Source organism: Roseovarius sp. ZX-A-9 (assembly GCF_028369135.1).
Classification (GTDB): domain Bacteria; phylum Pseudomonadota; class Alphaproteobacteria; order Rhodobacterales; family Rhodobacteraceae; genus Roseovarius.
The window spans coordinates 55,710-76,510 of record NZ_JAPWHW010000021.1 but is presented as its reverse complement, the minus strand read 5'-3'; the positions used below and the strand labels follow the sequence as shown (position 1 = coordinate 76,510).

Sequence of the window (20,801 nt, the reverse complement as noted above, 5' to 3'; positions counted from 1 at the left end):
GAACGCCATTTCGTCTATTGGCGTCATCTCTCGAATGGTGACATCGGGATCGTGACCATCCTGCACGAGCGCATGCACCAGATCGACCAGTTTCGCGATGATTTTGGGCTCGGGTGATCGGCCATCTTTTCACGGCGCATCAGATTTGCGCAGCGTGGAACCGTCAATGTTTGCACGGTCCAACGTTTGGGGAGTATGTATGAACTGCCTTCCCCTGCAAGTGATTTGTTGATGCACCGCTGACCCTGCTTCTATTTATTCGGTCTTTCTTCGGGGGCATTCGATTTGCCCCTGACCAAGATGGGAAGTCGCGCGTCCTTTGTCTCGTTAGCTCATCGGCACTTGAGGGGCCATGCTCCCCATCAGACTGACAGAACACCGATCGGTCGTTGGTCCATCTCCTCCTCGCTCGCAGTTTCCTTTGCCCTCAGTTGTGCTTCAGCCCTCCTACAGGCCGCTCAATGCGTGGGGCAGATACCGCTCCCCCCTCGTCAATACAGCCCAGGCGATACGCGCCATATTGTTGGCCATGGCGACCGCCGCGACGTTCACACGCGCTCGCTCTTTCAGGCCGTCAGCCCAGGCCGTTATTGGCGACGTCCTGTCACGTGTGAAAGCCCATCCAGAAAATCCAGCAGGCGATGCCGCTGGAGGCGTTTGCGAAACACGACTGCGCCTGCTTCATCCAGCCCGGCAAGACTGCAAACGGTCTTGCCCAGATCAATTCCCAAAACCTTGATGTCCATCAGACGCTCCTCTCTCCACCTATGTTCGCCACAATAGCAGCGGTTTGGTGGGAAGGCAGTTCATCCCATTAGCTCACCCCCATGGAGCCTTATCTGTGATTTCAACAATTTTGCCTTGGTGAGACAACCGTAACACCTTGCTTCAACAGAATGCTTTCCACGCTGGCTTGATACCGATTGATCTCGCGCAGAAGCCATTTATGAAACCGTGTCTCAACCCTCGAAGGAGCGTATCGAGCCGCATGGCAAATCGAATAATGTTCAATGCTGCGCAGGCCGAGTTTGAATGGGGCGACGAGCCTGCCGGTCCGGAGCGCGTCGAGAGCCATGAAACTGTCACCAATGGTAATACCCGAGCCCGACAACGCCGAGGAAAGGCACATCGAGGAATCATTGAATTTCGAAACCTGAACTTCGGGCCCAGGATCGATCACACCGCTATGTGCAAACCAATCCTTGCGAGGGTCGTAGTTTCGATCGACAAGGAATCTAGCGGTTTTATGGAGTAGACCGTCGGACAGGTGTTCCATAGCATATTCGGGCGTGCACAGAGGAATGTCGATCCAGTCACATAATATTTCTTCGGTCAGATCTTCCGATTCGAAAAAGCCCGTTGGGCCGTAGAATATGCGAAAACTAAAGTTTTCACCTCTCCGCAGATGGCCATTGCGTTCAGCTACAACTTCTATTGCGACACCGGGATTCTCGACAAGAAAGCCACCGATATGCTCGGCCAACCACGATGATGCGAAATCGCGGTCGACAAGTAATCGGAGACTATTGGCGCCTTCGTGTACTGCTTGAGCACGTTGGAGTGATGCGCCGATCAGGTCGAAGCCCTGAGACAGCCCCGAAGCGAGTTGGCCCCCTATTTCCGTCAGGGTGACATTGGGACGACCTCTGATGACGAGTTGGCAATCGAGTAACGTCTCCAATTGCCTGATCTGCTTGCTGACCGCTGGACGGGTAACATTCAGTTCGCGTGCCGCCTGTGCGAAGCTACCATGGCGGGCCACAAGGTCAAAGGCTCGAAGGGCTGTCAACGGGAGCATGGGAATCTACACATGGTAACTTCAGGTTACCATCAATTACCATTTGTCGTTTTGGATTCCAATCGGGTTTCTCTAGCTTCAGGGAAACACCACTTTCACAAGTCACGAGATCGGAGTCCCGAAATTGAAAAATCCGGTAAAATTTTCTCCCAGCGGCCCGGAAGGCTGGATGGCAAGCCCAAACGTGCCAGTGGAAACCGCACAACTTGTCGAAGGCGAAGCCGTTGGCAATGACCATATCTATTTCGATCGGGAAACCCCCGGTATCCGTGCGGGGGTCTGGCGCGCCGAACCGTACACCGATTTCTACGAAAATTACCCCTGCGATGAGTTCATGTACGTGCTGGAAGGCTCTGTCACGCTGGAGAACGATGACTTCTGCGAAACCTATCGCAAGGGCGACGCGTTCCTTGTGCCAAAAGGTTTCCGGGGGTTCTGGAAGCAGACCGAGCCGATGCTGAAATACTACGTGATGATCGATTGACCGTTGGGTGAAGAACGATGGCAGGGCCGATCAAAATAGATGAAGCGATGGATGCCGGAAGCTATGATTATGTAATCATAGGTGCCGGATCGGCAGGCTGTGTTATGGCGGCACGGCTAGGCGAGGATTCATCGGCACGCATTCTGGTGCTGGAAGCCGGCGGAAGCGACCGTTCGATCTTTGTACAGATGCCAACCGCGCTTTCGGTTCCGATGAACACCAGGCGGTTCAACTGGGGTATGACCACCGAACCTGAGCCGGGCCTTGACGGGCGGGTGATGAATCTGCCGCGCGGCAAGGGACTTGGCGGTTCGTCTTCGATAAATGGGATGTGCTGGGTACGCGGCAATCCGATGGACTACGAACTCTGGGCGGCGCTCGGGGCAGAGGGATGGCACTGGGCCAATGTCCTCCCCTACTTCAAGCGCCTTGAGAATGTGCGGGGCGGTGGAACCCTGCGCGGCACGGGCGGTCCGATCTCGGTGCGGCGCGGGGAAGAGACCAACCCACTCTACGGTGCCTTTGTGGAAGCGGGCAGGCAAGCCGGGTACGCGGTCAGCGACAACATGAACGACCGCCAGCATGAGGGCTTCGGCCCGATGGAAATGTCAGTCGGCGGAGGCATCCGGTCTAGCGCGGCGGTGGGTTATCTGCGGCCCGCCATGCGGCGCGGAAATGTCCGGGTGATCAAACACGCTTTGGTGGACCGTCTTACCTTTGACGGTGGAAAGGTGAGCGGAGTCCTGTTTTCGCAGAATGGCAAACCGATGCGAGCGCAGGCCGGGCGAGATGTCATCCTCAGCGCCGGGTCCATCATGTCTCCGGCTATCCTCAAACGGTCCGGTATTGGCCCGGCGCAAGAACTACAGGGGCACGGGATCGAGGTGGTTGCCGACCGGTCCCAGGTGGGTGCCAACCTGATGGACCATCTGGAGATTTACCTCCAGATGGAGTGCAGCCAGCCCGTGACCCTCTATTCACACATGGGCCCTTTGGGAAAGGCGCTGATTGGCGCGCGCTGGATGATGACACGCAGGGGGTTGGGCGCAACCAACCATTTTGAGAGCGGCGGCCATATTCGTAGTCGGGCCGGAATCGTCTATCCCGATATTCAGTTTCATTTTCTGCCGCTCGCTATCTCTTACGACGGCAAATCGATGGCCGCGGGCCACGGGTTCCAGGTGCATGTCGGTACCAAGCGGTCGAAAAGCCGAGGTTGGGTGAAGCTGCGCAGTGCAGAGCCCGAGGAGCTTCCGCGCGTGCGGTTCAATTACATGACGCATCCGGACGACTGGTTGGAAATGCGTGCCTGCATTCGGTTGACGCGCGAAATTTTCGCCCAGCCCGCCTTCGCGCCCTATCGCGGCGACGAACTGGCGCCTGGCGCGGCATGCCAGGATGACGCCTGCATCGACCTCTTCCTCAAGAAGAAGGTCGAGAGCGCTTATCACCCATGTGGCACCTGCCGGATGGGCACGGACGACGATGCCGTGGTCGATCCGCTGACCATGAAACTAAAGGGCGTTGAAGGCTTGCGGGTCGTCGACAGTTCGGTTCTTCCTCAGGCTACTGCCGGAGACCTGAACGCGCCGACGCTCGTGATGGCCGAACGCGCGGCCGACCTCGTGCGGGGCGTAAGCCTCGCACCGGAAGATGATGCACCGATTTTGGCCGATCCGAACTGGGCGACCTGTCAGCGCTCGCCCGGGATCACGCGCGACTACGCGCAGGACCGCGACGCCTTGCGCGCGGCTCTGTTGAACAACGCTGAAGCTGAACCGATGAACAGGAGAGAAGAATGCAACATAACCTGAAGAGAATGATCGCGGCACTCGCGTTGAGCGCAGCCAGCCTGAGTGGCACCGCTGCTTGGTCGCAGCCGGAAACCGATCGGCCGATCCGAATCGCCATCAACGAATGGACCGGGCAGCACATCTCGGCAAATATCGCGGCCGAGCTTCTGAAAAAGATGGGCTACAACGTCGAGCTCGTGACGGCCGGCGGCCTGCCACAGTTCACCGCGCTGGCGCAGAATGAAATCAACCTCAATCCGGAGGTATGGGACAACTCCATCACGGACATATACACCGACGGTCTGGCCTCCGGCGACATCGTCAACATGGGCGAGCTGGGCCTCGAGCCGCGCGAGGGCTGGATCTATCCGGCCTATATGGAGGAAAAATGCCCCGGTCTTCCAAGCTATCAGGCGCTATTCGACTGCGCCGAGGCATTCGCTACGGCAGAGACATTTCCGAATGGCCGGCTGATTACCTATCCCGCCGACTGGGGCACGCGATCAAAGTCGGTCGTTGAAGGTATCGGCTTGCCGTTCAATCCTGTGCCCGGCGGGTCGGAGGGCACCATGGTTGCCGAGCTCAAAAGTGCGCTGGCGTCACAAGATCCCATCCTCATGATGTTCTGGCAACCGCATTGGGTCTTTGCCGAGGTCAACATGAAATGGGTCGAGTGGAACGAAGCGGACGGCGAATGCGTCGAAGAGGAACAGGTTCGGGACTCCGCCTGTGGATTCTCGCAAGCGCATGTCAACAAGATCGCGTCCAATGACCTGGAAACAACGTGGCCGAAGGCCGCCGAATTCGTCAGCAAGTTCACACTGACCAATGACGAGCAAAACGCCATGATAAATGAAGTCGATCAGAACGGCCGTTCGCTTGAAGAGGTCGTCGCCGAGTGGATCGCAGAAAACGAAACGACTTGGACCCCTTGGATTCAATGACCCATCACGTCGACCCCGGCTTTCGAGCCGGGGTCCCGACGCCAACTTGGGAGTTTCCGAATGATCGACGAGCCGAATGCGATGAAAGCCGACGCCGTCAAGCTGTCTTGCCGCAACTTGTGGAAAGTCTACGGATCGAAGCCGGACTACTATTTTGACACATCCGGTTATTCGATTGATGTCGATGGGCTGGCCGGACGGATGCGCAAGGAGGATCACGTTCCGGCCGCAATCGACGTGAGCTTCGATGTCCATGTCGGCGAGATTTTCGTGATCATGGGACTTTCCGGTTCGGGCAAATCTACTGTCGTGCGCTGCCTTTCTAGGCTGGTGGATGCCTCTTACGGCGAAGTTCTCCTCGACGGGGAAAATCTTCTCGAAAAGTCGCCCAAGGAACTGATCGAGGTGCGGCGGCACAAGATGGGCATGGTGTTTCAGAACTTCGGCCTCTTGCCGCATCTGACGGTGATGGAGAATGTGGCGTTCCCGTTGAAACTGCAGGGAAAGCGGCTACAGGAACAGCGCGAGAATGCGGAACGTGTGATCGAATTGGTCGGCCTTCAGGGACGCGAAGATGCGTTTCCAGGCCAGCTCTCCGGCGGGCAACAGCAGCGTGTCGGCATTGCCCGCTCGCTGGTCGTCGAGCCTGATATCTGGTTCCTTGACGAGCCGTTTTCAGCGCTCGACCCGCTGATCCGCCACCAGATGCAGGACGAGTTCCTGCGCATCCAGCGTGTGCTGCGCAAATCCATCGTCTTCATCACCCACGACTTCCTGGAGGCGCTGCGTATCGCGGACCGGATGGCGATCATGCGTGACGGCAAGATTGTGCAGATCGGCACCCCGACTGACCTTATCCTGAACCCGGCCGACGAGTATGTGGCCCGCTTCACTTCCGAGGTGCCGCGCATCAGGCTCCTGACGACTGCCGCCTGCGCGGTGCCCGCAACGGGTGATGAATCCGCCATGCCGCAAGTGCCCGCTGACGGGCTGGCCGAAAACCTGATCGGCAAACTCGCCGAACACCCCGAGGGCCTGTCTGTCCGTGATAATAACGGCGCCGACCGGGGAATTGTGACGCCTGCCTCTCTCGTCAAGGCGCTGGCCGCGCTTGGTCAGGGGGATACCCATGTCGCAAGCTGACGTGGCGGCCGCTCCGCCGACAGCAGTGCTGCGCGGCGGCCTCCGGTGGGGATGGTCCGGGGTGATCATCTTTGCGCTGGTTTGCGTATTTGCACAAACCAGTCTTGGCTGGCTCAAAACCTACCCCGCATCGTTACAGCTCCCGGTGGAGGCATGGTTCAATGCCGGCATGGACTGGATAATCGCCAATTTCAGGGCGGTGTTCCAGACAGTTACGCTTCTCTTTACCTATCCTATGGGATGGGTCCGGGAAACGCTGCATTGGCTACCCTGGAGCGGCTTCGTCTTGATCATGGCGGCGATGGCCTTCAAAGCGCGCGGTGTGAGGCTCGCGGCGTTCACCGTGCTCAGCCTGATCTATGTGCTGGTGGTCGGGCTGTGGGCCGAGGCGATGAACTCGTTAGCATTGGTATTCATTTCGGTTCCACTTGCGGTTCTCGCGGGGTTCGCGCTTGGCGTGTGGGGGTATTCTTCGGCGCGGGTCGAGCGCGCGCTCAACCCGGTGCTCGATATTGCGCAGACCGTGCCTGCCTTTGCTTATTTGTTGCCCATCTTGTTGTTGTTCGGCTTTGGACCGGTCGTCGGCTTGGTGGCCTCGGTGTTGTTTGCCTTTCCGCCGATGGTTCGAAACACCATTCTCGGATTGCGCGAAGTTCCTTCGGATATCATTGAGTCCGGACAGATGTCGGGTGCTACCCGGGCGCAGCTCTTCTGGATGGTGCGCTTTCCTGCCGGTCGGCGCCAAATTCTGATCGGCGTGAACCAGACAACCATGGCATCTTTGTCGATGGTTATCATCGCTTCGATGATCGGAGGCACCGCCGATATCGGCTGGGAAGTTCTTTCGACCATGCGCAAAGCGGAATTCGGATCAAGCCTTGTCGCGGGAATCGTCATTGCGCTTATGGCAATGATCCTCGACCGCGTAACCTTCGGCATGGCCGAGCAAGAGGGCCGCAACTTGGAGCATCGTGGTTTTTTTCAGCGTTACGGATTTTGGTTGGCCGTTGCCGCTGCGGTCATTTGCCTGATTGTTCTGCGCTCCCTTCTGCCCATCCTGGGCGGCTGGCCCGAAAATTGGAAGATCGACTTCGCGCAACCGCTCGATCAGGCAATTCAGTGGTTCATCCTGACATTCAAACCAGGGCTTGAAGCCATCAGGAACAGCGTGATTTTCTTTGTCATGCTACCGTTGAAAATCGGCTTGGACAAGGCGGTCAGCCCCTTTACCTGGGGGTTTGCACTACAGCCCTGGCACACGGCGGTTTTTGTGGTCAGTGTTCTGGCCGGAGCCGCGGCGGCCCTGCGTGCCGGGCGTACAGCGTTGGCGGTCGCCACGGTGCTTGGCGGTCTGGTGTTTTATGTGGGCATCACCGATATGCCCTGGCCGGCAAGTGTCGCAATACTGGTCTATTTCGGCTGGCGCATGGGGGGGGGCGGATTGGCGACCGGCACGGCACTGGCGCTGACCTTTCTTCTGGTAACGGGCTCGTGGGACAAGGCCATGCTGTCTATCCACTTGGCGACGCTGGCCGTGCTCGCTTCCTTTCTGATGGGCAGCACCTTGGGGATCATTGCCGCGCAGAACGACTGGTTTTCGCATGTCATGCGCCCGATCAACGACACTTTGCAGACGATGCCGCCATTCGTGCTGCTGATTCCTACCGTGATGCTGTTCAAGATCGGAGATTTTACAGCGCTGCTGGCGATCATCTCCTATGCGTACGTGCCCGCCTTCCGTTATGCCGAGCACGGGTTGCGGCATGTCTCAAAGGAAGCTGTTGAAGCCGCAACCTGCATTGGCGCGACACCGATGCAGCTTCTGCTTCAGGTCAAGTTGCCGCTGGCGCTGCCCAACATCATGCTGGGGCTGAACCAGACGATCATGTACGGCATTGCAATGCTTGTGATAGCCGCGCTCGTCGGCACGAGCGATCTCGGGCAGGAGGTCTATGTCGGCCTGAGCGCTGGCAATTTCGGACAAGGATTTATTGCCGGTATCGGCATGGCGATCATCGCCATCACGGCCGACAGGTTCTGCCGCGCTTGGCAACGCAATCACGAGACACGACTTCAGAAAGGTGCTTCATGAAACTCATCTATTCGGAAGATCACCGCGGCCATGCCGGGGCGATGGAAATGCGCTATGACGAGATGATCCCCATGTCGGAATGCCCTGAACGTATGGATGCGATCATGGGCGCTCTGGCAGAGGCCGGGTTCACCGATATCGTAGCGCCTAACCCGCACGGGCTCGATGTGGTGCATCAGATCCACGATCCAGCTTTCGTCAACTTCCTGGAGCGCTGCTATCCGCTTTGGGAAGCGGAATTCGGGCCCGGCCATTTCGCGACAGCCTATACCTTCGGAATGCGAGGTATGGATCAGGTTCCGAACGCGTCTGTCCATTCGATGCTCAGTTGCTACACGTTCGATGTCTGCGCGCCATTCGTTGAAGGCACATGGAAGGCGATCAACGCGGCCAAGGACATCGCTTTGACCGGGGTCGACCTGATGCAAGCCGGAGAAAGTGCGGTCTTTTCGGTCTGCCGCCCGGCCGGGCACCATGCCTCGCAGGATCTGGCCGGGGGGTATTGCTATCTCAACAACGCCGCCATCGCGGCGCAGGCGCACCTGAACGCGGGCTCAAGTCGTGTGGCCTTGCTTGATATCGATTATCACCACGGCAACGGCACACAGCGCATTTTTTATGACCGCGCCGATGTGTTCTTCGCTTCGCTTCATTGCCGACCGCAGGACGAATATCCTTTCCTTATGGGTTATGAAACGGAAGTGGGCGCGGGCGAAGGCAAAGGATACAACCTTAACCTGCCCATGCCGAGAGGCACGGATTACGCGGAATGGGGCAAGGCGCTTCAGATAGCACTTGATCGGATCGTGGCATACGCGCCTGATGTTCTCGTTGTTTCGCTGGGCGTCGATACATTCGAAGGCGATCCGGTTGGAGGGTTCAGCCTCCAGAGCCCCGATTACGTCGATGTCGGAAAACGACTTGCTTCCATAGGCTTGCCCACCCACTTCGTGATGGAAGGTGGTTATGCGATGGATGCATTGGGAAAAAACGTGACCAACATCATCACGGGATACAGTGAAGGTGCCGCAGAATATTCTGCAGGGACAGATCGCAAATGACGGAAAGGTCCATTAACCTCCTCGGATGGGTGCTCTTCGTCTCGTCTGAGCGCCCCGGCCAGCCTTAGGACTCATCCAGATGCATTGGAGCTGCTTGGCCCTGAGCGCTATCGTCAATTTGCTTATGTTGTAAGCAAACCAGACCAGACCTTGATCGCGGCTGCAGCATCTTTGTTGGGCCGTCGTTGAAGGTTCTTCAGAAGCGGGCCAAGGACGTGGGCAACCTGCTTCTGCCCTATGAACCGACGGAGATCCTCACTGCTTTGGCAAGGCACCGGGAACAACAGCCCAATAGCAATCTTGAGAAAGTTCATTTCTTCCCCTTGGGCGGCATTGTCAAAACAGTCGAGTTTGCAGACAAGCATCTTATTGTTCCCAATGCCGCCTGAGCTCCCCTCTGAAGGAGATCAGAGAGGTCGAAACGGAAGCAACATCACCCAAAGTTCAAGGCCGAGATCGCGTTGGAAGCGTTGAAGGATGAGAAGACGGTAAGCGAACTGGCCAGTCGATTCAGCGTGCATCTATTCCCGGCAAGTGCTTGCATGCAAACACTGAGAGGTGACGATGCTCCATCAATGGAAGCGGGCTTTTCTTGAAGGCGCATTGGGCGTGTTCGAGCGGGCGATGGTTGGTTTTCACGGTGCGATAGGCCTTGCGTGACATGGGAACACCGAATCTTGAATGACCGTTAGGGTAAGTGTTTTGAGCAATTACTCGATATTAACTAGATACGCCTTGTTCGGCGCCTTTCCGTGCATGACGCCTTTCGGCCCCTGTTGCCATTCACTGATCAAGTGATGCGCGGGCCAAGAGGCTTGCGCTGAACGTCGCCATTCTCACTTGATCACACTTTCATTCGCCTCGCGGTCTCCGCAAAACGCAGAAAGAACACAACGCAATGATGACACCACAGAGCCTCAAAATCCTGCTTTTGGCCGGGTTGTTCGGTGAAATTTCATTCGAGATTTACGCATGGCTGATCTCGCCCCTGTTGTTCGGCGTTGTTCTTGCTCCGGCTAACCTAGTTGTTGCCCTCATCAAGTTGACCTCTGGGATCACGGTGCCGTATTGGACCGGTTTCCTCGTTCACTTCATGATCGGTGCTGTCGGGTTTGCAGCGTTCGTATGGCTTACGCATCTGGTGTCTCGGATCAATCTTATCCTGTCAGGTGTGATTGCCGGGTTTGTTCTCTGGTTCGTGGCCCAGGGCATCTTGGCCCCGATCGTCGGGCGCACGTTCATGATGGGTTTTGGCGGTTATACGCAGTCTTCCTTAATCGGGCATGTCGGCATGGCAGCGCTGATGGGATATGTGATGTTGACGTTGCAAGACAGGCAAGCGCGCACCGCGGCTTGAGCTATGCCGAGACTTGTTCCTGCCAAAGCAGAGGGCAAACTTTGCTTTGGCCGCACTGGCGTCGCATGATCGCCCAGTGGGGGCGAATTCGCATTAAAATATTTAAGCGATAGTGTGTTGTTGCGGCCTATATTTCGTGAACCACTGGCGGCGTGTCGCAGACCTTTTTTGCGATGTCGACGACGTGGCGGTGGTGGGTCAGGTAGATGGCTTGCCCACGGCGTCCGATGGTTTCCATGACGCGGCAGGCGGCGCTGGTGCGGTCTTCGTCGAAGGTTTCGAAAATATCGTCGCAAAAGAAAGGCAGGCAGGTGCCTTGGGCCACGAGCTGTTCATGGGCGGCGGCGCGCAGGGCCAGATAAAGCTGAAACCTCGTGCCCTTAGACATCTCGCTGGCGCGTTTGCTGGTGCCATTGGTATCCACAGCCATGAGCACTTCGGCGTCGCGGTCGGGCTGGGTGCTGAGCGTCGGATAGGTACCGTGGGTCAAATCAGAGAAGCAACGTTCCGTTGCAGCCATCATGCCGCTGCGGTGGCTGTCGCGATAGCGGCGGATGGCGTCCGAGGCTAGGTAATGTCCCAAAGAGAGTTCGAGATGGGTGCGGGCGGCCTCTTCGAGTTCCAGTTCCAGCGTGGCTTTCTTTTCCTCCAGCGTGGCGATGTCGGCGTCCCCTGTGATCTGTTTGAGCGCCTCTGCGGCAGTGCTGCGGCGCTCGATGGCTCGTGTCAGCGCGTCTTCGGCGCGGGCCAGATCGGCTTGGTTGCTCTGCGTTTCGGCGTCCAGTTCTGCGAGAGACAGGTTGGCGAGACGCGTGCGGGCGGCGTCCATGTCCTCCACATCCAACTCGGTCATGACCGCCTGGCGCAGTCGCGCCAGTTCCGCGCGCTCACTGATGACCTGAGCGGCCTGTTGCGTTTGCAGGCGCAGCGCGTCGATATCGGTCAGGGCGTCGGGATCAGGAAAGGCGGCGGCGATGGTGGCGACCTCTTGGTCGATATCGCGCAGCCGGTCGGTGTTGGCCGACAGTTGTGCCTGTGCGCGTGTGATGACGTCAGAGAGGTCTTCGGCCTTCTCATGGGCTGTGCGGGCCTGTTCGCAGAGGTCTTTCAGCGCGGCGTAGGTCTCTGCGGCGCTGTCGCGGAACTCCAGCCCGTGCGTCTGGGCCAGATGTGTGACCTCTTGCGCAAAGCGGGCCTGGTCGGCCTCCATGGCCTCCACCCGCTGCTGAGCCGTAGCACGAGCCTTTTCCTGTTCGCGCAAGTCCCGCAGTGGGGCAAGCGAGGCCATCACAGTGTCGGGGCAGACCCGATCGCCCAGGAACGCCTCAATCAACGCGTGCCAGTTTTTCAGTGCCTCGGCTTCGGCTGCTTGTGCGACTTGGTGCTTCGCTTCGCGCTTGTCGAGATCGCGCTGCACTTGTGCGAGGTGGTCTCCGGCCTTGGCGATGGTTTCGGCCTGATGCCGCTCGGCCTCTGCGATTTGCCGTGCGGCCAGCATTGCCTCGTCCAGATCGATGGGGTCAAAGGGCAGCAAGGGGGCCAAGGCGGCGCAGAGGCGCTCGGTGCGCTCTAGCGTGTTGCGGTGCGCTTCTTGTGTGGCGGAGACGGCCTCTGCGTCCTCCTCGGCGGTGGCATGGCGGTCTACCCAATCCAGCCATTCAGCGGGCGTCAGCGGTGTGGGCAGTTCCACTTGCTCTGCCGCTGAGGCCACGGTCGCCTCAAGCGCTGTGCAGTCGGCCTCTGCCTCTTTCAAACGTGTTTCGGCATGTTCGACACGGGTCTGTGCTTCCGCCTTGTCCTGTTCGATCTGGCGCAGTTGGCCAAGCTCGCTGGCATGGGCCACGCGGGTTTTCATCGCGGTGTCATGTTGGAGCAGGGCCTCGCGGAAGGTGCGCGCGCTGTCCGCATCCAATGTGCTCAGATGCTCCGCCCAACGCGCTTCGCGTGCGGCAAAGAGGGTCTCTTCCTCGCTGTCGGAGGCGAGGGCTCCGCCTGCGGTCAGGGCCTCGGCACGGGCGGTCAAGGCCGCCAGCGTTTCGCGATGTTCGGCGCGTTTCTCGCGGGCGTCCTGCACGGCGCGGGTGAGTTCGACGTGGCGGTCGGCCCAAAGCTGCGCCTGTGCGTGCGTGCCGGGGCAGGGTGGCAGGGTCCCGAATGTGACCGCGCTCATCCGCAGCGCAGAGAGGGATTTCCGCGCTTTGGCCTCTGCCGCGCGAATGGCTTGCAAGGCGGTGGCATGAGCGGGCGCTAGGCGATCTACGTCGAAACGGGCGAGGATGTCGGTGACGCGCGGCGCATCAATCGGGGCGTCAGCGGTCTTGGACGCCGTCTCGGTGGTGGCCACCGCCTCTTTCGCCGCGTCGCGTTTCTCCGCGAGATCGGCCAGTTCGCGTGCCTCATTGATGACCGAATTGCGGGCATCGTGGAGGGCGTCGCGCGCTTGTTCCAGTTGCGCGATTTCGGCCTGTGACAGGGCGAGACTCTGCGGGTCCACGCCATGTTTCGCGCCCAAGTCCTGCGCAGCACGGATCATCGCCGCTTCTGCGGCGTGGAGTTCGTCTTTCCGGCGGGTGAGGTCCAGCTGTGCGCCCCTGTCGCGGATGCTGAGATCATGGAGCGCGTCGAGATGTTCGGCCAGTTCGAGGTGTTTGGGATCAACCGTGATCTCGGCAACTTGCTTTTCAAGCGCGGCGATCTCTTTACTCAGGCGTTCGATATTGGCGGTGGCCGTGCCATGATCGGTGCGCAACGCAATCAGCCGTTCGGGGTCGAAATCAAGCTGTTCTGGCACGTCCGGATGGGCTTCGATACGGGCTTCGAGCGTGTTGATCTCGGCCATGAGTGGAAGCGCCCGCCGTTGGCCCTCGATTCGTGCCTTGGTGGCAAAGAGCGCGTCACGGATGGCGCGCGCCTCTTCCTCGGAGTGTTGCGCCTGAGATAGCGCGTGCTTCAAACCCTTCCACGCGCTTGCGGTGACATCTCTGTCCCGTATCTCGCTTTCGATCTCGGCCAGTTCGCGCTTCAATTCGGCAATGCGCGTGGTCCGTCCCCGTTTCTTCCAGAGCGTGTCGGCCTGCTCGCGCACGCCATCAAGAACCCCGCTGAGATCGGCCACGCCGGCCGCGGCCGAAAACAGTAACCGGCCAATGTCGCCTTGCGCATTGGCGATCTCTTCGCCGCCGCGCTCTATGGTCACGTCGTCAAGGCATAGCAGTTGACGATAGTCCTCTTCGGAAAGTCCCGCCAGATGGGCTGAAAGTGCTGCCTCCGGCAAGGCTGTACCGGACTCGTCGATCAACGAGCCGCTGCGCTTTGGCAAGCGGGTGAAGCGCCGCACTGTTCCGTCAATCTCCAGCGTGGCCGAGACCTGAAGGTTGTTGCGCGGATGTTTGAACGCATAGCTCTCGCGCATCGGGAAGCCGTAGAACAGCCGGAGCGCGGCCTCCATCGTGGTGGTTTTTCCGGCCTCGTTCGGCCCGTAGATGATGTGGAAATCAGGGCGATCCCCGCCCGTGCCGAAGTCGAAACTGCGGTCGGTGAAATGTCCGAAACGGTCAAGGTCGAGGCGCTGGAGTCTCATGAGTTTTCCGCTCCTTTCATCAACGCCAGAACACGGTTGACGCCGCCTTGGGCCAGATCTTGCGTCAGGGCATCCCGCGCGGCTTCATCCGGCATGAGCCGTGCGCGCAGGGCGGGGGGCAGGTCTTGCAAGACGGCGGTGACCTCCTCTTGGGCGATGGAGGCAAAGCCGGGTTCTGCGCTGATGGCCTGCATCGTGGCGGAAAGCTCGCCCACTGCGCCTGTGGTGTCGGTGGCGCTGTTGGCGTCGCTCTCATGGGGCGCAATGTCGAGGACCAGCTTGTCGAGCCAGAGATCCCCCGCCGTACGCATCATGTCGCAGAGATGTTCGGTCCAGACATCGCGATCGCGCAGGATTTGCCAGTAGCGTTTGGAATGCCCCTTCAGCGCCAGACGCACCACGCCGGTTGGGGTAGATATGCGCAGGCGTAGTTCGGACAGATGCTCCCGCAGCATCCGGCGCAGCGCGTCGTCATCCTCTGCGCCTGTGATGTCCAGCGTGCTGTGCAGGAATTCGACCACGGAGGTTGGCACTTCCGTCACCGTGATCTTGCCGCTTTCGATGGTCAAAAGACTTGCGGATTTCGGCCCCGCCTCGCCAATGTCACGTCCCTGCGGAATACCGGGCATGACGACCCAGGGGGCTTCACTATGCACCTGACGTTTGTGGATATGCCCGAGCGCCCAGTAGTCGAAGCCCATTGCGGTCAGATCAGCCACGCGACAGGGGGCGTAAACGTCATGGCCCTCAGCACCTGCCAGAGAACTGTGCAACATGGCAATATTCACCGCCCCCGCCACGGGGGGCTGGAACCGTGGCAGCAGGCTGTCAGGGGCGTGTTTCTGGGCAAAGCTGACACCGTGGACCCAGACCTCGTCCGTCAGTTGAACCTTGCCGCCGCGGGCATCGAAGACATGCACGTTGTCGGGCAGGTCGAGCGATCCGGTGATCGGGTTTTCGGCATCGTGGTTGCCCTTGATGTAAAACACCTTGATCCCCGCCGCACGGAGACGATCCAATTCGCTGGTCAGATAGGCACCGGTCCGCGCGCTTCGCTCCTTGCCATCAAAGAGATCCCCCGCAATCAGCAGCGCACTCACCTGTTCGGACAGGGCGACATCTACAAGGCGGCTGAAGGCCTTGCGCGACGCCGCCATCACCGTTTCCCGCAGCTCCGCATCGCGCAGGGCCAGAGAGCGCAAGGGTGAATCGAGGTGGATATCGGCGGTGTGGAGAATTTTGATCACTGGAAATACCTGCGGTAATGTCTTGGCTATATCTATCGTGTCTTCGTCATAGGACCGCTCGCGCCTGTTTTGCGTGTGTATCAGTTGGGATTGAATTAATCACGCTCCCGTCCTTGTTGGTCCGCTACCAGCTGCCATGCTCACTAACGCCGATCTGGCGTGCCGCGTCCGCGACCGTCATCCCTTGTCCCTGCAGAACTTCAACCTGACGAAGCTTTGATACGATCTCTTGGGGCTTGTGCCGTTTTTCAGCCATTCTCTGATCCTACAAATTGCGGGACAAAACTATCCCTCGTGGCGGACCAATTTCAGGGGGCTGCTCCACTCGTTTTGGGCTAGAGTTTTCCGCTAGATTTTCCTTGGCTGGGAGAGGAGCCGAGACGCATGAAGGCATCGAAATTCGCGGGCGGGCAAAAGGCGTTCATCATCGAGCAAGGTGCGGAAGGGACGTCGGTCGCCGAGATCCGCCGCAAGGCTGGGATCAGATCGGCGACCGACTTCAATTGGAAGAAGAAATATGCGGGCCTTCTACCAACAGATATGAAGCGGCCGCTTTAGTTGGAGGATGAGAATTCCGGGTTGAAGAAGTGCCCGTATAATCACCCGTGCAGAACAACGCACGTCTGTAGCCGAAACAATCACTGCAACAGCCCCCTCTGAAAAAATTCTAGAGAGGGCTGTCTTGCCTTGGTCGTGATGAAACGCGTCATGGTTCGGGCGCAAAAGGATTGATGGCGCGAGCCGCTTGCCCTTGCTCCGTCAACCAAACGCCGCGAGGTTAAGCCCGGTCCTTGCGCCTGCCACGCAGCCGCAGGACGGCCAGGCCGCTCCCCAGCAGCAATAGCGACGCAGGCAGGGGAACCGGCGTGATCGGATCGCCTTCTACTGCAAAGCCATTGAGAAAGGAACTTGGACTGCCGTTGAACAGATACCCATCGAAAGAGCTGATGCTTGCACCGGCGGGCGTTCCAAACCGGCCGCTCCAAAGCCATTGGCTCGAACTGCCATCGACGGCAACCCGCAGCCAATAGCTGGTCGCAGCGTTCAGCGTCAGTGCCGACGAAGGCGTGAAGGAATACAGGCCGTCACCGCCGAAGGTCGGATTGACCAGTGTCATCAACGAACTGGTCGGTGCTCCGGCTCCGCTCCAGATCGACACCAGCGGCGCCATGCCCGCGTCCGTTTCAAGATCGAGGATCACCGCGCTCAGGGCAAAGCTGTCGCTTCCCATGGTCCATCCGGCGTCCTTGGTGACCGTCGTGCTGATGCCGCCAAATGCTGTCCCGGCTGTGCCAGCTCCTCCGAGGTTCGACAGCAATGTAGCCGCACCAGCGGTACTGGCGGTTGTCAGCGCGACAGCGACAGCTGCGGCACGTAATAGGTTGGTTGGAAAGGGTATCATTCTATGTGCAATTCTTTCATAATTTCTTGGCTGGTTAAGCGTCCGCTCTCGTCATTCATGACACCACCAAAAATATTCCTCAACGTTAATTCCCCAAGAGGGGCCTGTTGATCGGTATCAAAATCACCTGACGCAGTCGCACTGCAACAGTAGCAAGATTGGGCGAGTACCATCAAACTTTTTCTGACTGGCCTTGCGCGCTTTCCGGGCTGCTCAAAAAGTCGCCCATCGACGTGGTTCACGGAGCAAAATTCACCCTTTGCAAAGTTGCGCCGGGGGGGGCGGTGGTGCGCCAAAAGAATGAACGGGCAAAGCGGTGTCCGGCTGGCGCTCGGGGGCGCGTCGGGCACGGTCAAGGTGCGGATCTCCCATCGCACCCATGTGCATTCAGAAATGAACAATTGCATGTACTCAGACGGCCTTTGTCTCCCCGAGAATGCGATAGACACTTGCCCTGCCAATATTCCGCCGTTTGGCAATTCCTGTGACTCCCACGCCCTTAAATGCATCGCTAACACCTCGATAGCCGTCGCCTTCGCCGTGGGCTTAAGGCCCTTTTACTCGCCTTTTACCTTGGCCGAAGAAGATCCGAACACTGACCAGTGTGAGATGAAAAAATGCCATAATCTCGCCAATAAGTTGAAGCACTGATCTACAAGCCCTCGCCCTTGTGCCCGTCAAGCGGCAGAATCGATTCGTACCGAGGATGGACCCACGAAACCCGTGGTTCGCCATTTGGGGGGGGGCTTGGGTGTTGAAGACGCAGGAGATGCTTGAATGATCGTCGCATATATCATGATCGGTTCCATAGCGGGTGTGCTCGCATTCGCTGTTGCCCTTTTCCTTGGGGCATCGTTCTGGCTAGCCTTCGGTCTTTACGCTTTGGTTGGCACCGTTGCCATGATCCTGGTGCCGACGGCCGGCATGCTCGCGGGCGTCTTGATGGGGCGCAACAAGGCCCCGACATCCGAAGATGGCCCGATCGACGCAGACAATCCGGGTTCGGCTGAACCCTTGGCCATCCAGCAAGATACGGCCGAAGCATCCATGAGGATCCTTGCCGTAGATGACGACCCGTTCATTCTTGAACTCGTGCCGATGTTATCTGAAAAGGCAGGATTTTCTGAAGTGACGCCGGCGTCGTCTGGCGAACAAGCGCTGGAAATACTGAGAAAATCCGACGTGACATTCGACTGCCTGCTGCTCGATATCAGTATGCCTGGCATGGATGGTGTCGAGCTCTGCCGACGTATTCGACAGAATTCCAAATATCGCGAGACACCAATCATCATGCTGACCGCGATGCGGGACATGGCGAGTATGGGAGACGCCTATCGGACAGGTGCGACCGATTACATTACAAAACCGTTTGATATTGATGCGTTGGCCGCACGCCTGCGGTTGGCCCAGGAAGCGATCAGCGCGAAGCGAGTTTCAGAATCTGCTACGGAGGAAGGCACGGAGTCCAATTCGACTGCGGTTTCAAACCACGAGTTTGAAGGGCTTGACGGGCTACGGCTCGGGGAGGTGGAATCCCTCGTCGATCATACGGTGTTCTCCAACTACTTGACCCAATTGCCGCGGAAAGAGGTGGATGGGGTGCATGTTTTTGCGGCCACCCTGGATGGGATCGAAGCCGTTCATACGCACTCTTCGCCCCGCCAATTTGCCGCTCTGCTGAATGGCGTCGCGGCGGCAGCGGCCAATTGTTTGGGCACCGATCAAACAGTGATGGCCTACACCGACAACGCCACCCTTCTGATTGCAACCAATTCCGAGAACCCAACACCTGCAATTGATATTGAGAAGCAGCTCCAGGTCAAGATTTCGGAAACCGATGCAGGCGAAGGCACAGAGGTAAAGGTATTGGTCGGGGGGCCGGTACAGCTGCAACGCTCAACGGCAGGGCGCGCCAGAATGGCAACGGACAACGTGATCGCTCTTGCGAAACGCAGGTCACGCAACAAATACGGCAATCAAGCTGTGGGCATGTCGAGGCGCTAACGCGGCGGGTCTCTTCACCCGTGAGGCGGGGGCGCGCTGCCGTACCCTTGTAACGCCACATGCCCAATCCCGTGGATTTTCCGCCCTGCTTAAGCCCGAATAACTGATTAATCGTTTCGGTGTGCATGACCGCATCAAGCGCATATGACCTCGCTATCTGCCGTTATTGTAGCGAGTGGGTGCGCGCGTCGGGATTACCTCTTGAATTTGGTTTCTTGCGCGGCTTTTTGGTTGCTGGCTCGTTGATCTTGGCCGCTGGGCTCGCCTCTCTTTCGAGACGTGCCTTACGAAGGCGCTCTGTCTTGTATTGTCGGTCTTTCTTCTCTTCGTCGAGGATCTCCTGCGCAGCACGTGTTGTCTTGTCCATCGGCGTTTCAGATCTGGGTATCGTTTTGAATAAGCTCGTTTTTGTCAGCTTCGCCATGAATTAACTCCTAAGTGAAAATTTCGCGGGACATGATGGGCCTGCAAGCAGGCCGCAGAGGGGAAACACCGTCCCCCTCACGTTTCGCGGTAATTGGTTGCGATCAAACAGGCCGTCGATCTTTGCCGCGTCGTTCTCCGCATCATCCCTCAGCCACAGCGCCAATCCCAGGATCGGGGGACGTGCCGTTTTCACACGACGTTTCGGTCTCCCCCTTGCGCAGCAGAGCATCTATCTCCGGGGAACCACGTTTCTGTGAGGTGTCCCACGGCCCCTTATCTTCGGGGCCGTTTTCTTGGTTGGGGATGCCGATCCCTATCTCGCCTGCGCTGATTAACGACGCGACTTATCTCTGGCGGAGGCGGGCAAGCAAGCGCTTGCTGGTGCTCGTCTTCATCCAGAAACAGAAAACACTCCGCACGCCGATTTGTCAGGACACGCTGGCTGGTTGGTTTGAGCCTGTTTGGTTTCGTCCGGCTTTTTGGCGGGCGTCGTGGCCGGTTTTGATGTCAGAGCATCTGCCGCTCTTTTTGTCAGATCTTTGAAAGACATTGTGTTGCTCCTAAGAGTTCGGCGCACATTTCATGGACTGGTTTTCGGTAAGGGCAGTCATGCGGCCATGTAAAACTGTGGGATTCTTCGCGCGTCTTCCCTATGTGCCGATCTCGAGCGCGGCGAGGCAGGCTTCGGCCAGGTCGCGGTCCGGAGCATCAGAACCCGGGACCGTCGCCCAGCCGGTATCCATCAGGGCTTCGCGCCTCTTGTAGGTCGCCGCGGCGCGGATCGTCGCGAGTTGTCCAATGCGATCGGGATCGGCACGTGACACATCTAGGCAAATCGGAACGAGGGCCGTGATGACGTTGTCATGTGACATCTCGCTGGCCATCTTGTTCGCGCCGCCGCCGGTCATCCAGCCGCCCCAGGAGAATCCGACGATGCCGACAAAGACGGCGCCAATCACGGCACCGTAGATACCTGGTTTCAGCCATTCGGGAGTGGTCATATCAAGTCCTCCAGCGGAGAAAGCGCCGCGTCGCTATTTTCGCTGTCCCAAGATTGGGCTCAGCGCCATTTTCAGGTTGTGTTCGACGATCGAATGTATCTCGGACTGTGCAGCGAAGCGCCGCTTGCCTAGCGCCATGCGCGAAGGAGCGGCGTCAAACCGCGACAAGTCCAAAGTTAATTTCTCGGCTGCGTATGGCTCTCGTGGTGAGTTTCGCCACTCTTTGCCGTTGCCCGGTTCCCGGGTGGCACATTACAGCCATCCGTTTGCTTGTATGTCAGCAGCGGGTGACCCGCGCTGATGCATGTTAGTCTTGACCGCAATGTAGCGGTGACGGCTCACTTTTCTGTTTCTGGCTCTTGGGAAAAGATTGCATGCCGGTTTTGGCGATAGATCGCGAGTGGAGTCGGTAGGCGCATGCATCGCTGTCGTCCCGGGGCAGGGCAGAGGGAGGCACGATTTGCCAGGC

At 58.5% G+C, this 20,801-nt stretch carries 18 protein-coding genes and 5 pseudogenes; 13 read left to right on the top strand and 10 right to left on the bottom strand.

The window, feature by feature from the left end:
- Nucleotides 1–117, top strand: a pseudogene (locus tag O3306_RS18410) (type II toxin-antitoxin system RelE/ParE family toxin); the annotation flags it as partial.
- Between the two features lie 330 nt (nt 118–447).
- Here the strand turns inward: O3306_RS18410 and O3306_RS22475 are convergent.
- From O3306_RS22475 to O3306_RS18400, 3 genes and pseudogenes are all read right to left on the bottom strand, one after another.
- Nucleotides 448–564: pseudogene (locus O3306_RS22475) on the bottom strand (IS110 family transposase); the annotation flags it as partial.
- Between the two features lie 23 nt (nt 565–587).
- On the bottom strand, nt 588–746 hold the full coding sequence (locus tag O3306_RS18405; RefSeq protein WP_272010034.1) for a hypothetical protein: 159 nt from the start codon (nt 744–746) through the stop codon (nt 588–590).
- A 101-nt stretch (nt 747–847) separates the two neighbouring features.
- Nucleotides 848–1,798 (bottom strand): LysR family transcriptional regulator, encoded by a 951-nt coding sequence (locus tag O3306_RS18400; RefSeq protein ID WP_272010032.1) that lies wholly within the window; start codon nt 1,796–1,798, stop codon nt 848–850.
- Nucleotides 1,799–1,967: 169 nt separating this feature from the next.
- Between O3306_RS18400 and O3306_RS18395 the strand changes: the two genes are divergently transcribed.
- The 8 genes and pseudogenes from O3306_RS18395 (at nt 1,968) to O3306_RS18360 (ending at nt 10,672) form a co-directional block, all read left to right on the top strand.
- Complete coding sequence (locus tag O3306_RS18395; protein WP_272010030.1) at nt 1,968–2,282, top strand: cupin domain-containing protein; 315 nt, start codon at nt 1,968–1,970, stop codon at nt 2,280–2,282.
- A gap of 17 nt (nt 2,283–2,299) precedes the next feature.
- Nucleotides 2,300–4,096, top strand: a complete 1,797-nt coding sequence (locus tag O3306_RS18390; RefSeq protein WP_272010028.1) for a choline dehydrogenase — start codon at nt 2,300–2,302, stop codon at nt 4,094–4,096.
- Nucleotides 4,081–5,019: an ABC transporter substrate-binding protein gene (locus tag O3306_RS18385; RefSeq protein ID WP_272010026.1), complete on the top strand. Its 939-nt coding sequence runs from the start codon at nt 4,081–4,083 to the stop codon at nt 5,017–5,019. The genes O3306_RS18390 and O3306_RS18385 overlap by 16 nt, the downstream gene beginning before the upstream one ends.
- Before the next feature lie 60 nt (nt 5,020–5,079).
- Nucleotides 5,080–6,162 (top strand): quaternary amine ABC transporter ATP-binding protein, encoded by a 1,083-nt coding sequence (locus tag O3306_RS18380; RefSeq protein WP_272010025.1) that lies wholly within the window; start codon nt 5,080–5,082, stop codon nt 6,160–6,162.
- Nucleotides 6,149–8,254 (top strand): ABC transporter permease, encoded by a 2,106-nt coding sequence (locus tag O3306_RS18375; RefSeq protein ID WP_272010023.1) that lies wholly within the window; start codon nt 6,149–6,151, stop codon nt 8,252–8,254. Before O3306_RS18380 ends, O3306_RS18375 begins: the two co-directional genes overlap by 14 nt.
- Nucleotides 8,251–9,315 (top strand): histone deacetylase family protein, encoded by a 1,065-nt coding sequence (locus O3306_RS18370; RefSeq protein ID WP_272010021.1) that lies wholly within the window; start codon nt 8,251–8,253, stop codon nt 9,313–9,315. Before O3306_RS18375 ends, O3306_RS18370 begins: the two co-directional genes overlap by 4 nt.
- A gap of 173 nt (nt 9,316–9,488) precedes the next feature.
- Nucleotides 9,489–9,704 (top strand): annotated as a pseudogene (locus O3306_RS18365) (methylenetetrahydrofolate reductase); the annotation flags it as partial.
- A 509-nt stretch (nt 9,705–10,213) separates the two neighbouring features.
- Nucleotides 10,214–10,672: a hypothetical protein gene (locus O3306_RS18360; RefSeq protein ID WP_272010020.1), complete on the top strand. Its 459-nt coding sequence runs from the start codon at nt 10,214–10,216 to the stop codon at nt 10,670–10,672.
- Between the two features lie 127 nt (nt 10,673–10,799).
- Here O3306_RS18360 and O3306_RS18355 read toward each other — a convergent pair whose 3' ends face one another.
- The 3 genes and pseudogenes from O3306_RS18355 to O3306_RS18345 form a co-directional block, all read right to left on the bottom strand.
- Entirely contained in the window at nt 10,800–14,252 is a 3,453-nt protein-coding gene (locus tag O3306_RS18355) for an ATP-binding protein (RefSeq protein ID WP_272010018.1), read from the bottom strand.
- Nucleotides 14,249–15,499: a metallophosphoesterase family protein gene (locus O3306_RS18350; protein WP_272010016.1), complete on the bottom strand. Its 1,251-nt coding sequence runs from the start codon at nt 15,497–15,499 to the stop codon at nt 14,249–14,251. The genes O3306_RS18355 and O3306_RS18350 overlap by 4 nt, the downstream gene beginning before the upstream one ends.
- Nucleotides 15,500–15,638: 139 nt before the next feature.
- Nucleotides 15,639–15,755, bottom strand: a pseudogene (locus O3306_RS18345) (IS3 family transposase); the annotation flags it as partial.
- Between the two features lie 128 nt (nt 15,756–15,883).
- On the opposite strand from O3306_RS18345, the pseudogene O3306_RS18340 reads away from it, so the two are divergent.
- Nucleotides 15,884–16,054: pseudogene (locus O3306_RS18340) on the top strand (transposase); the annotation flags it as partial.
- A gap of 223 nt (nt 16,055–16,277) precedes the next feature.
- On the opposite strand, the gene O3306_RS18335 reads toward O3306_RS18340, so the two are convergent.
- Both O3306_RS18335 and O3306_RS18330 read right to left on the bottom strand, forming a co-directional pair.
- Complete coding sequence (locus O3306_RS18335) at nt 16,278–16,901, bottom strand: choice-of-anchor R domain-containing protein (protein ID WP_272010014.1); 624 nt, start codon at nt 16,899–16,901, stop codon at nt 16,278–16,280.
- A complete protein-coding gene (locus O3306_RS18330; RefSeq protein ID WP_272010012.1) occupies nt 16,898–17,143 on the bottom strand; it encodes a hypothetical protein in 246 nt (81 codons plus the stop codon). Before O3306_RS18330 ends, O3306_RS18335 begins: the two co-directional genes overlap by 4 nt.
- Nucleotides 17,144–17,201: 58 nt before the next feature.
- Here O3306_RS18330 and O3306_RS18325 point away from each other — a divergent pair, with 58 nt between their 5' ends.
- Nucleotides 17,202–17,552, top strand: coding sequence for a hypothetical protein (locus tag O3306_RS18325; RefSeq protein ID WP_272010010.1), 351 nt, complete (start codon nt 17,202–17,204; stop codon nt 17,550–17,552).
- Between the two features lie 126 nt (nt 17,553–17,678).
- On the top strand, nt 17,679–18,905 hold the full coding sequence (locus tag O3306_RS18320; protein WP_272010008.1) for a response regulator: 1,227 nt from the start codon (nt 17,679–17,681) through the stop codon (nt 18,903–18,905).
- Between the two features lie 163 nt (nt 18,906–19,068).
- Here the strand turns inward: O3306_RS18320 and O3306_RS18315 are convergent, their stop codons facing one another.
- Nucleotides 19,069–19,329, bottom strand: a complete 261-nt coding sequence (locus O3306_RS18315) for a hypothetical protein (protein ID WP_272010006.1) — start codon at nt 19,327–19,329, stop codon at nt 19,069–19,071.
- 305 nt (nt 19,330–19,634) lie between these two features.
- Between O3306_RS18315 and O3306_RS18310 the strand changes: the two genes are divergently transcribed.
- Nucleotides 19,635–19,874 (top strand): hypothetical protein, encoded by a 240-nt coding sequence (locus tag O3306_RS18310; protein WP_272010004.1) that lies wholly within the window; start codon nt 19,635–19,637, stop codon nt 19,872–19,874.
- 107 nt (nt 19,875–19,981) lie between these two features.
- Here O3306_RS18310 and O3306_RS18305 read toward each other — a convergent pair whose 3' ends face one another.
- Entirely contained in the window at nt 19,982–20,332 is a 351-nt protein-coding gene (locus O3306_RS18305; protein WP_272010002.1) for a hypothetical protein, read from the bottom strand.
- Nucleotides 20,333–20,801: the final 469 nt, after the last annotated feature.

Coding starts and splice junctions, on each gene's coding strand:
- O3306_RS18320 (WP_272010008.1), top strand. CDS start 17,679: ATGATCGTCGCATATATCATGATCGGTTCCATAGCGGGTGTGCTCGCA.
- O3306_RS18380 (WP_272010025.1), top strand. CDS start 5,080: ATGATCGACGAGCCGAATGCGATGAAAGCCGACGCCGTCAAGCTGTCT.
- O3306_RS18325 (WP_272010010.1), top strand. CDS start 17,202: ATGAACGGGCAAAGCGGTGTCCGGCTGGCGCTCGGGGGCGCGTCGGGC.
- O3306_RS18400 (WP_272010032.1), bottom strand. CDS start 1,798: ATGCTCCCGTTGACAGCCCTTCGAGCCTTTGACCTTGTGGCCCGCCAT.
- O3306_RS18315 (WP_272010006.1), bottom strand. CDS start 19,329: ATGGCGAAGCTGACAAAAACGAGCTTATTCAAAACGATACCCAGATCT.
- O3306_RS18390 (WP_272010028.1), top strand. CDS start 2,300: ATGGCAGGGCCGATCAAAATAGATGAAGCGATGGATGCCGGAAGCTAT.
- O3306_RS18405 (WP_272010034.1), bottom strand. CDS start 746: ATGGACATCAAGGTTTTGGGAATTGATCTGGGCAAGACCGTTTGCAGT.
- O3306_RS18375 (WP_272010023.1), top strand. CDS start 6,149: ATGTCGCAAGCTGACGTGGCGGCCGCTCCGCCGACAGCAGTGCTGCGC.
- O3306_RS18305 (WP_272010002.1), bottom strand. CDS start 20,332: ATGACCACTCCCGAATGGCTGAAACCAGGTATCTACGGTGCCGTGATT.
- O3306_RS18310 (WP_272010004.1), top strand. CDS start 19,635: ATGCCGATCCCTATCTCGCCTGCGCTGATTAACGACGCGACTTATCTC.
- O3306_RS18360 (WP_272010020.1), top strand. CDS start 10,214: ATGATGACACCACAGAGCCTCAAAATCCTGCTTTTGGCCGGGTTGTTC.
- O3306_RS18370 (WP_272010021.1), top strand. CDS start 8,251: ATGAAACTCATCTATTCGGAAGATCACCGCGGCCATGCCGGGGCGATG.
- O3306_RS18335 (WP_272010014.1), bottom strand. CDS start 16,901: ATGATACCCTTTCCAACCAACCTATTACGTGCCGCAGCTGTCGCTGTC.
- O3306_RS18395 (WP_272010030.1), top strand. CDS start 1,968: ATGGCAAGCCCAAACGTGCCAGTGGAAACCGCACAACTTGTCGAAGGC.
- O3306_RS18385 (WP_272010026.1), top strand. CDS start 4,081: ATGCAACATAACCTGAAGAGAATGATCGCGGCACTCGCGTTGAGCGCA.
- O3306_RS18355 (WP_272010018.1), bottom strand. CDS start 14,252: ATGAGACTCCAGCGCCTCGACCTTGACCGTTTCGGACATTTCACCGAC.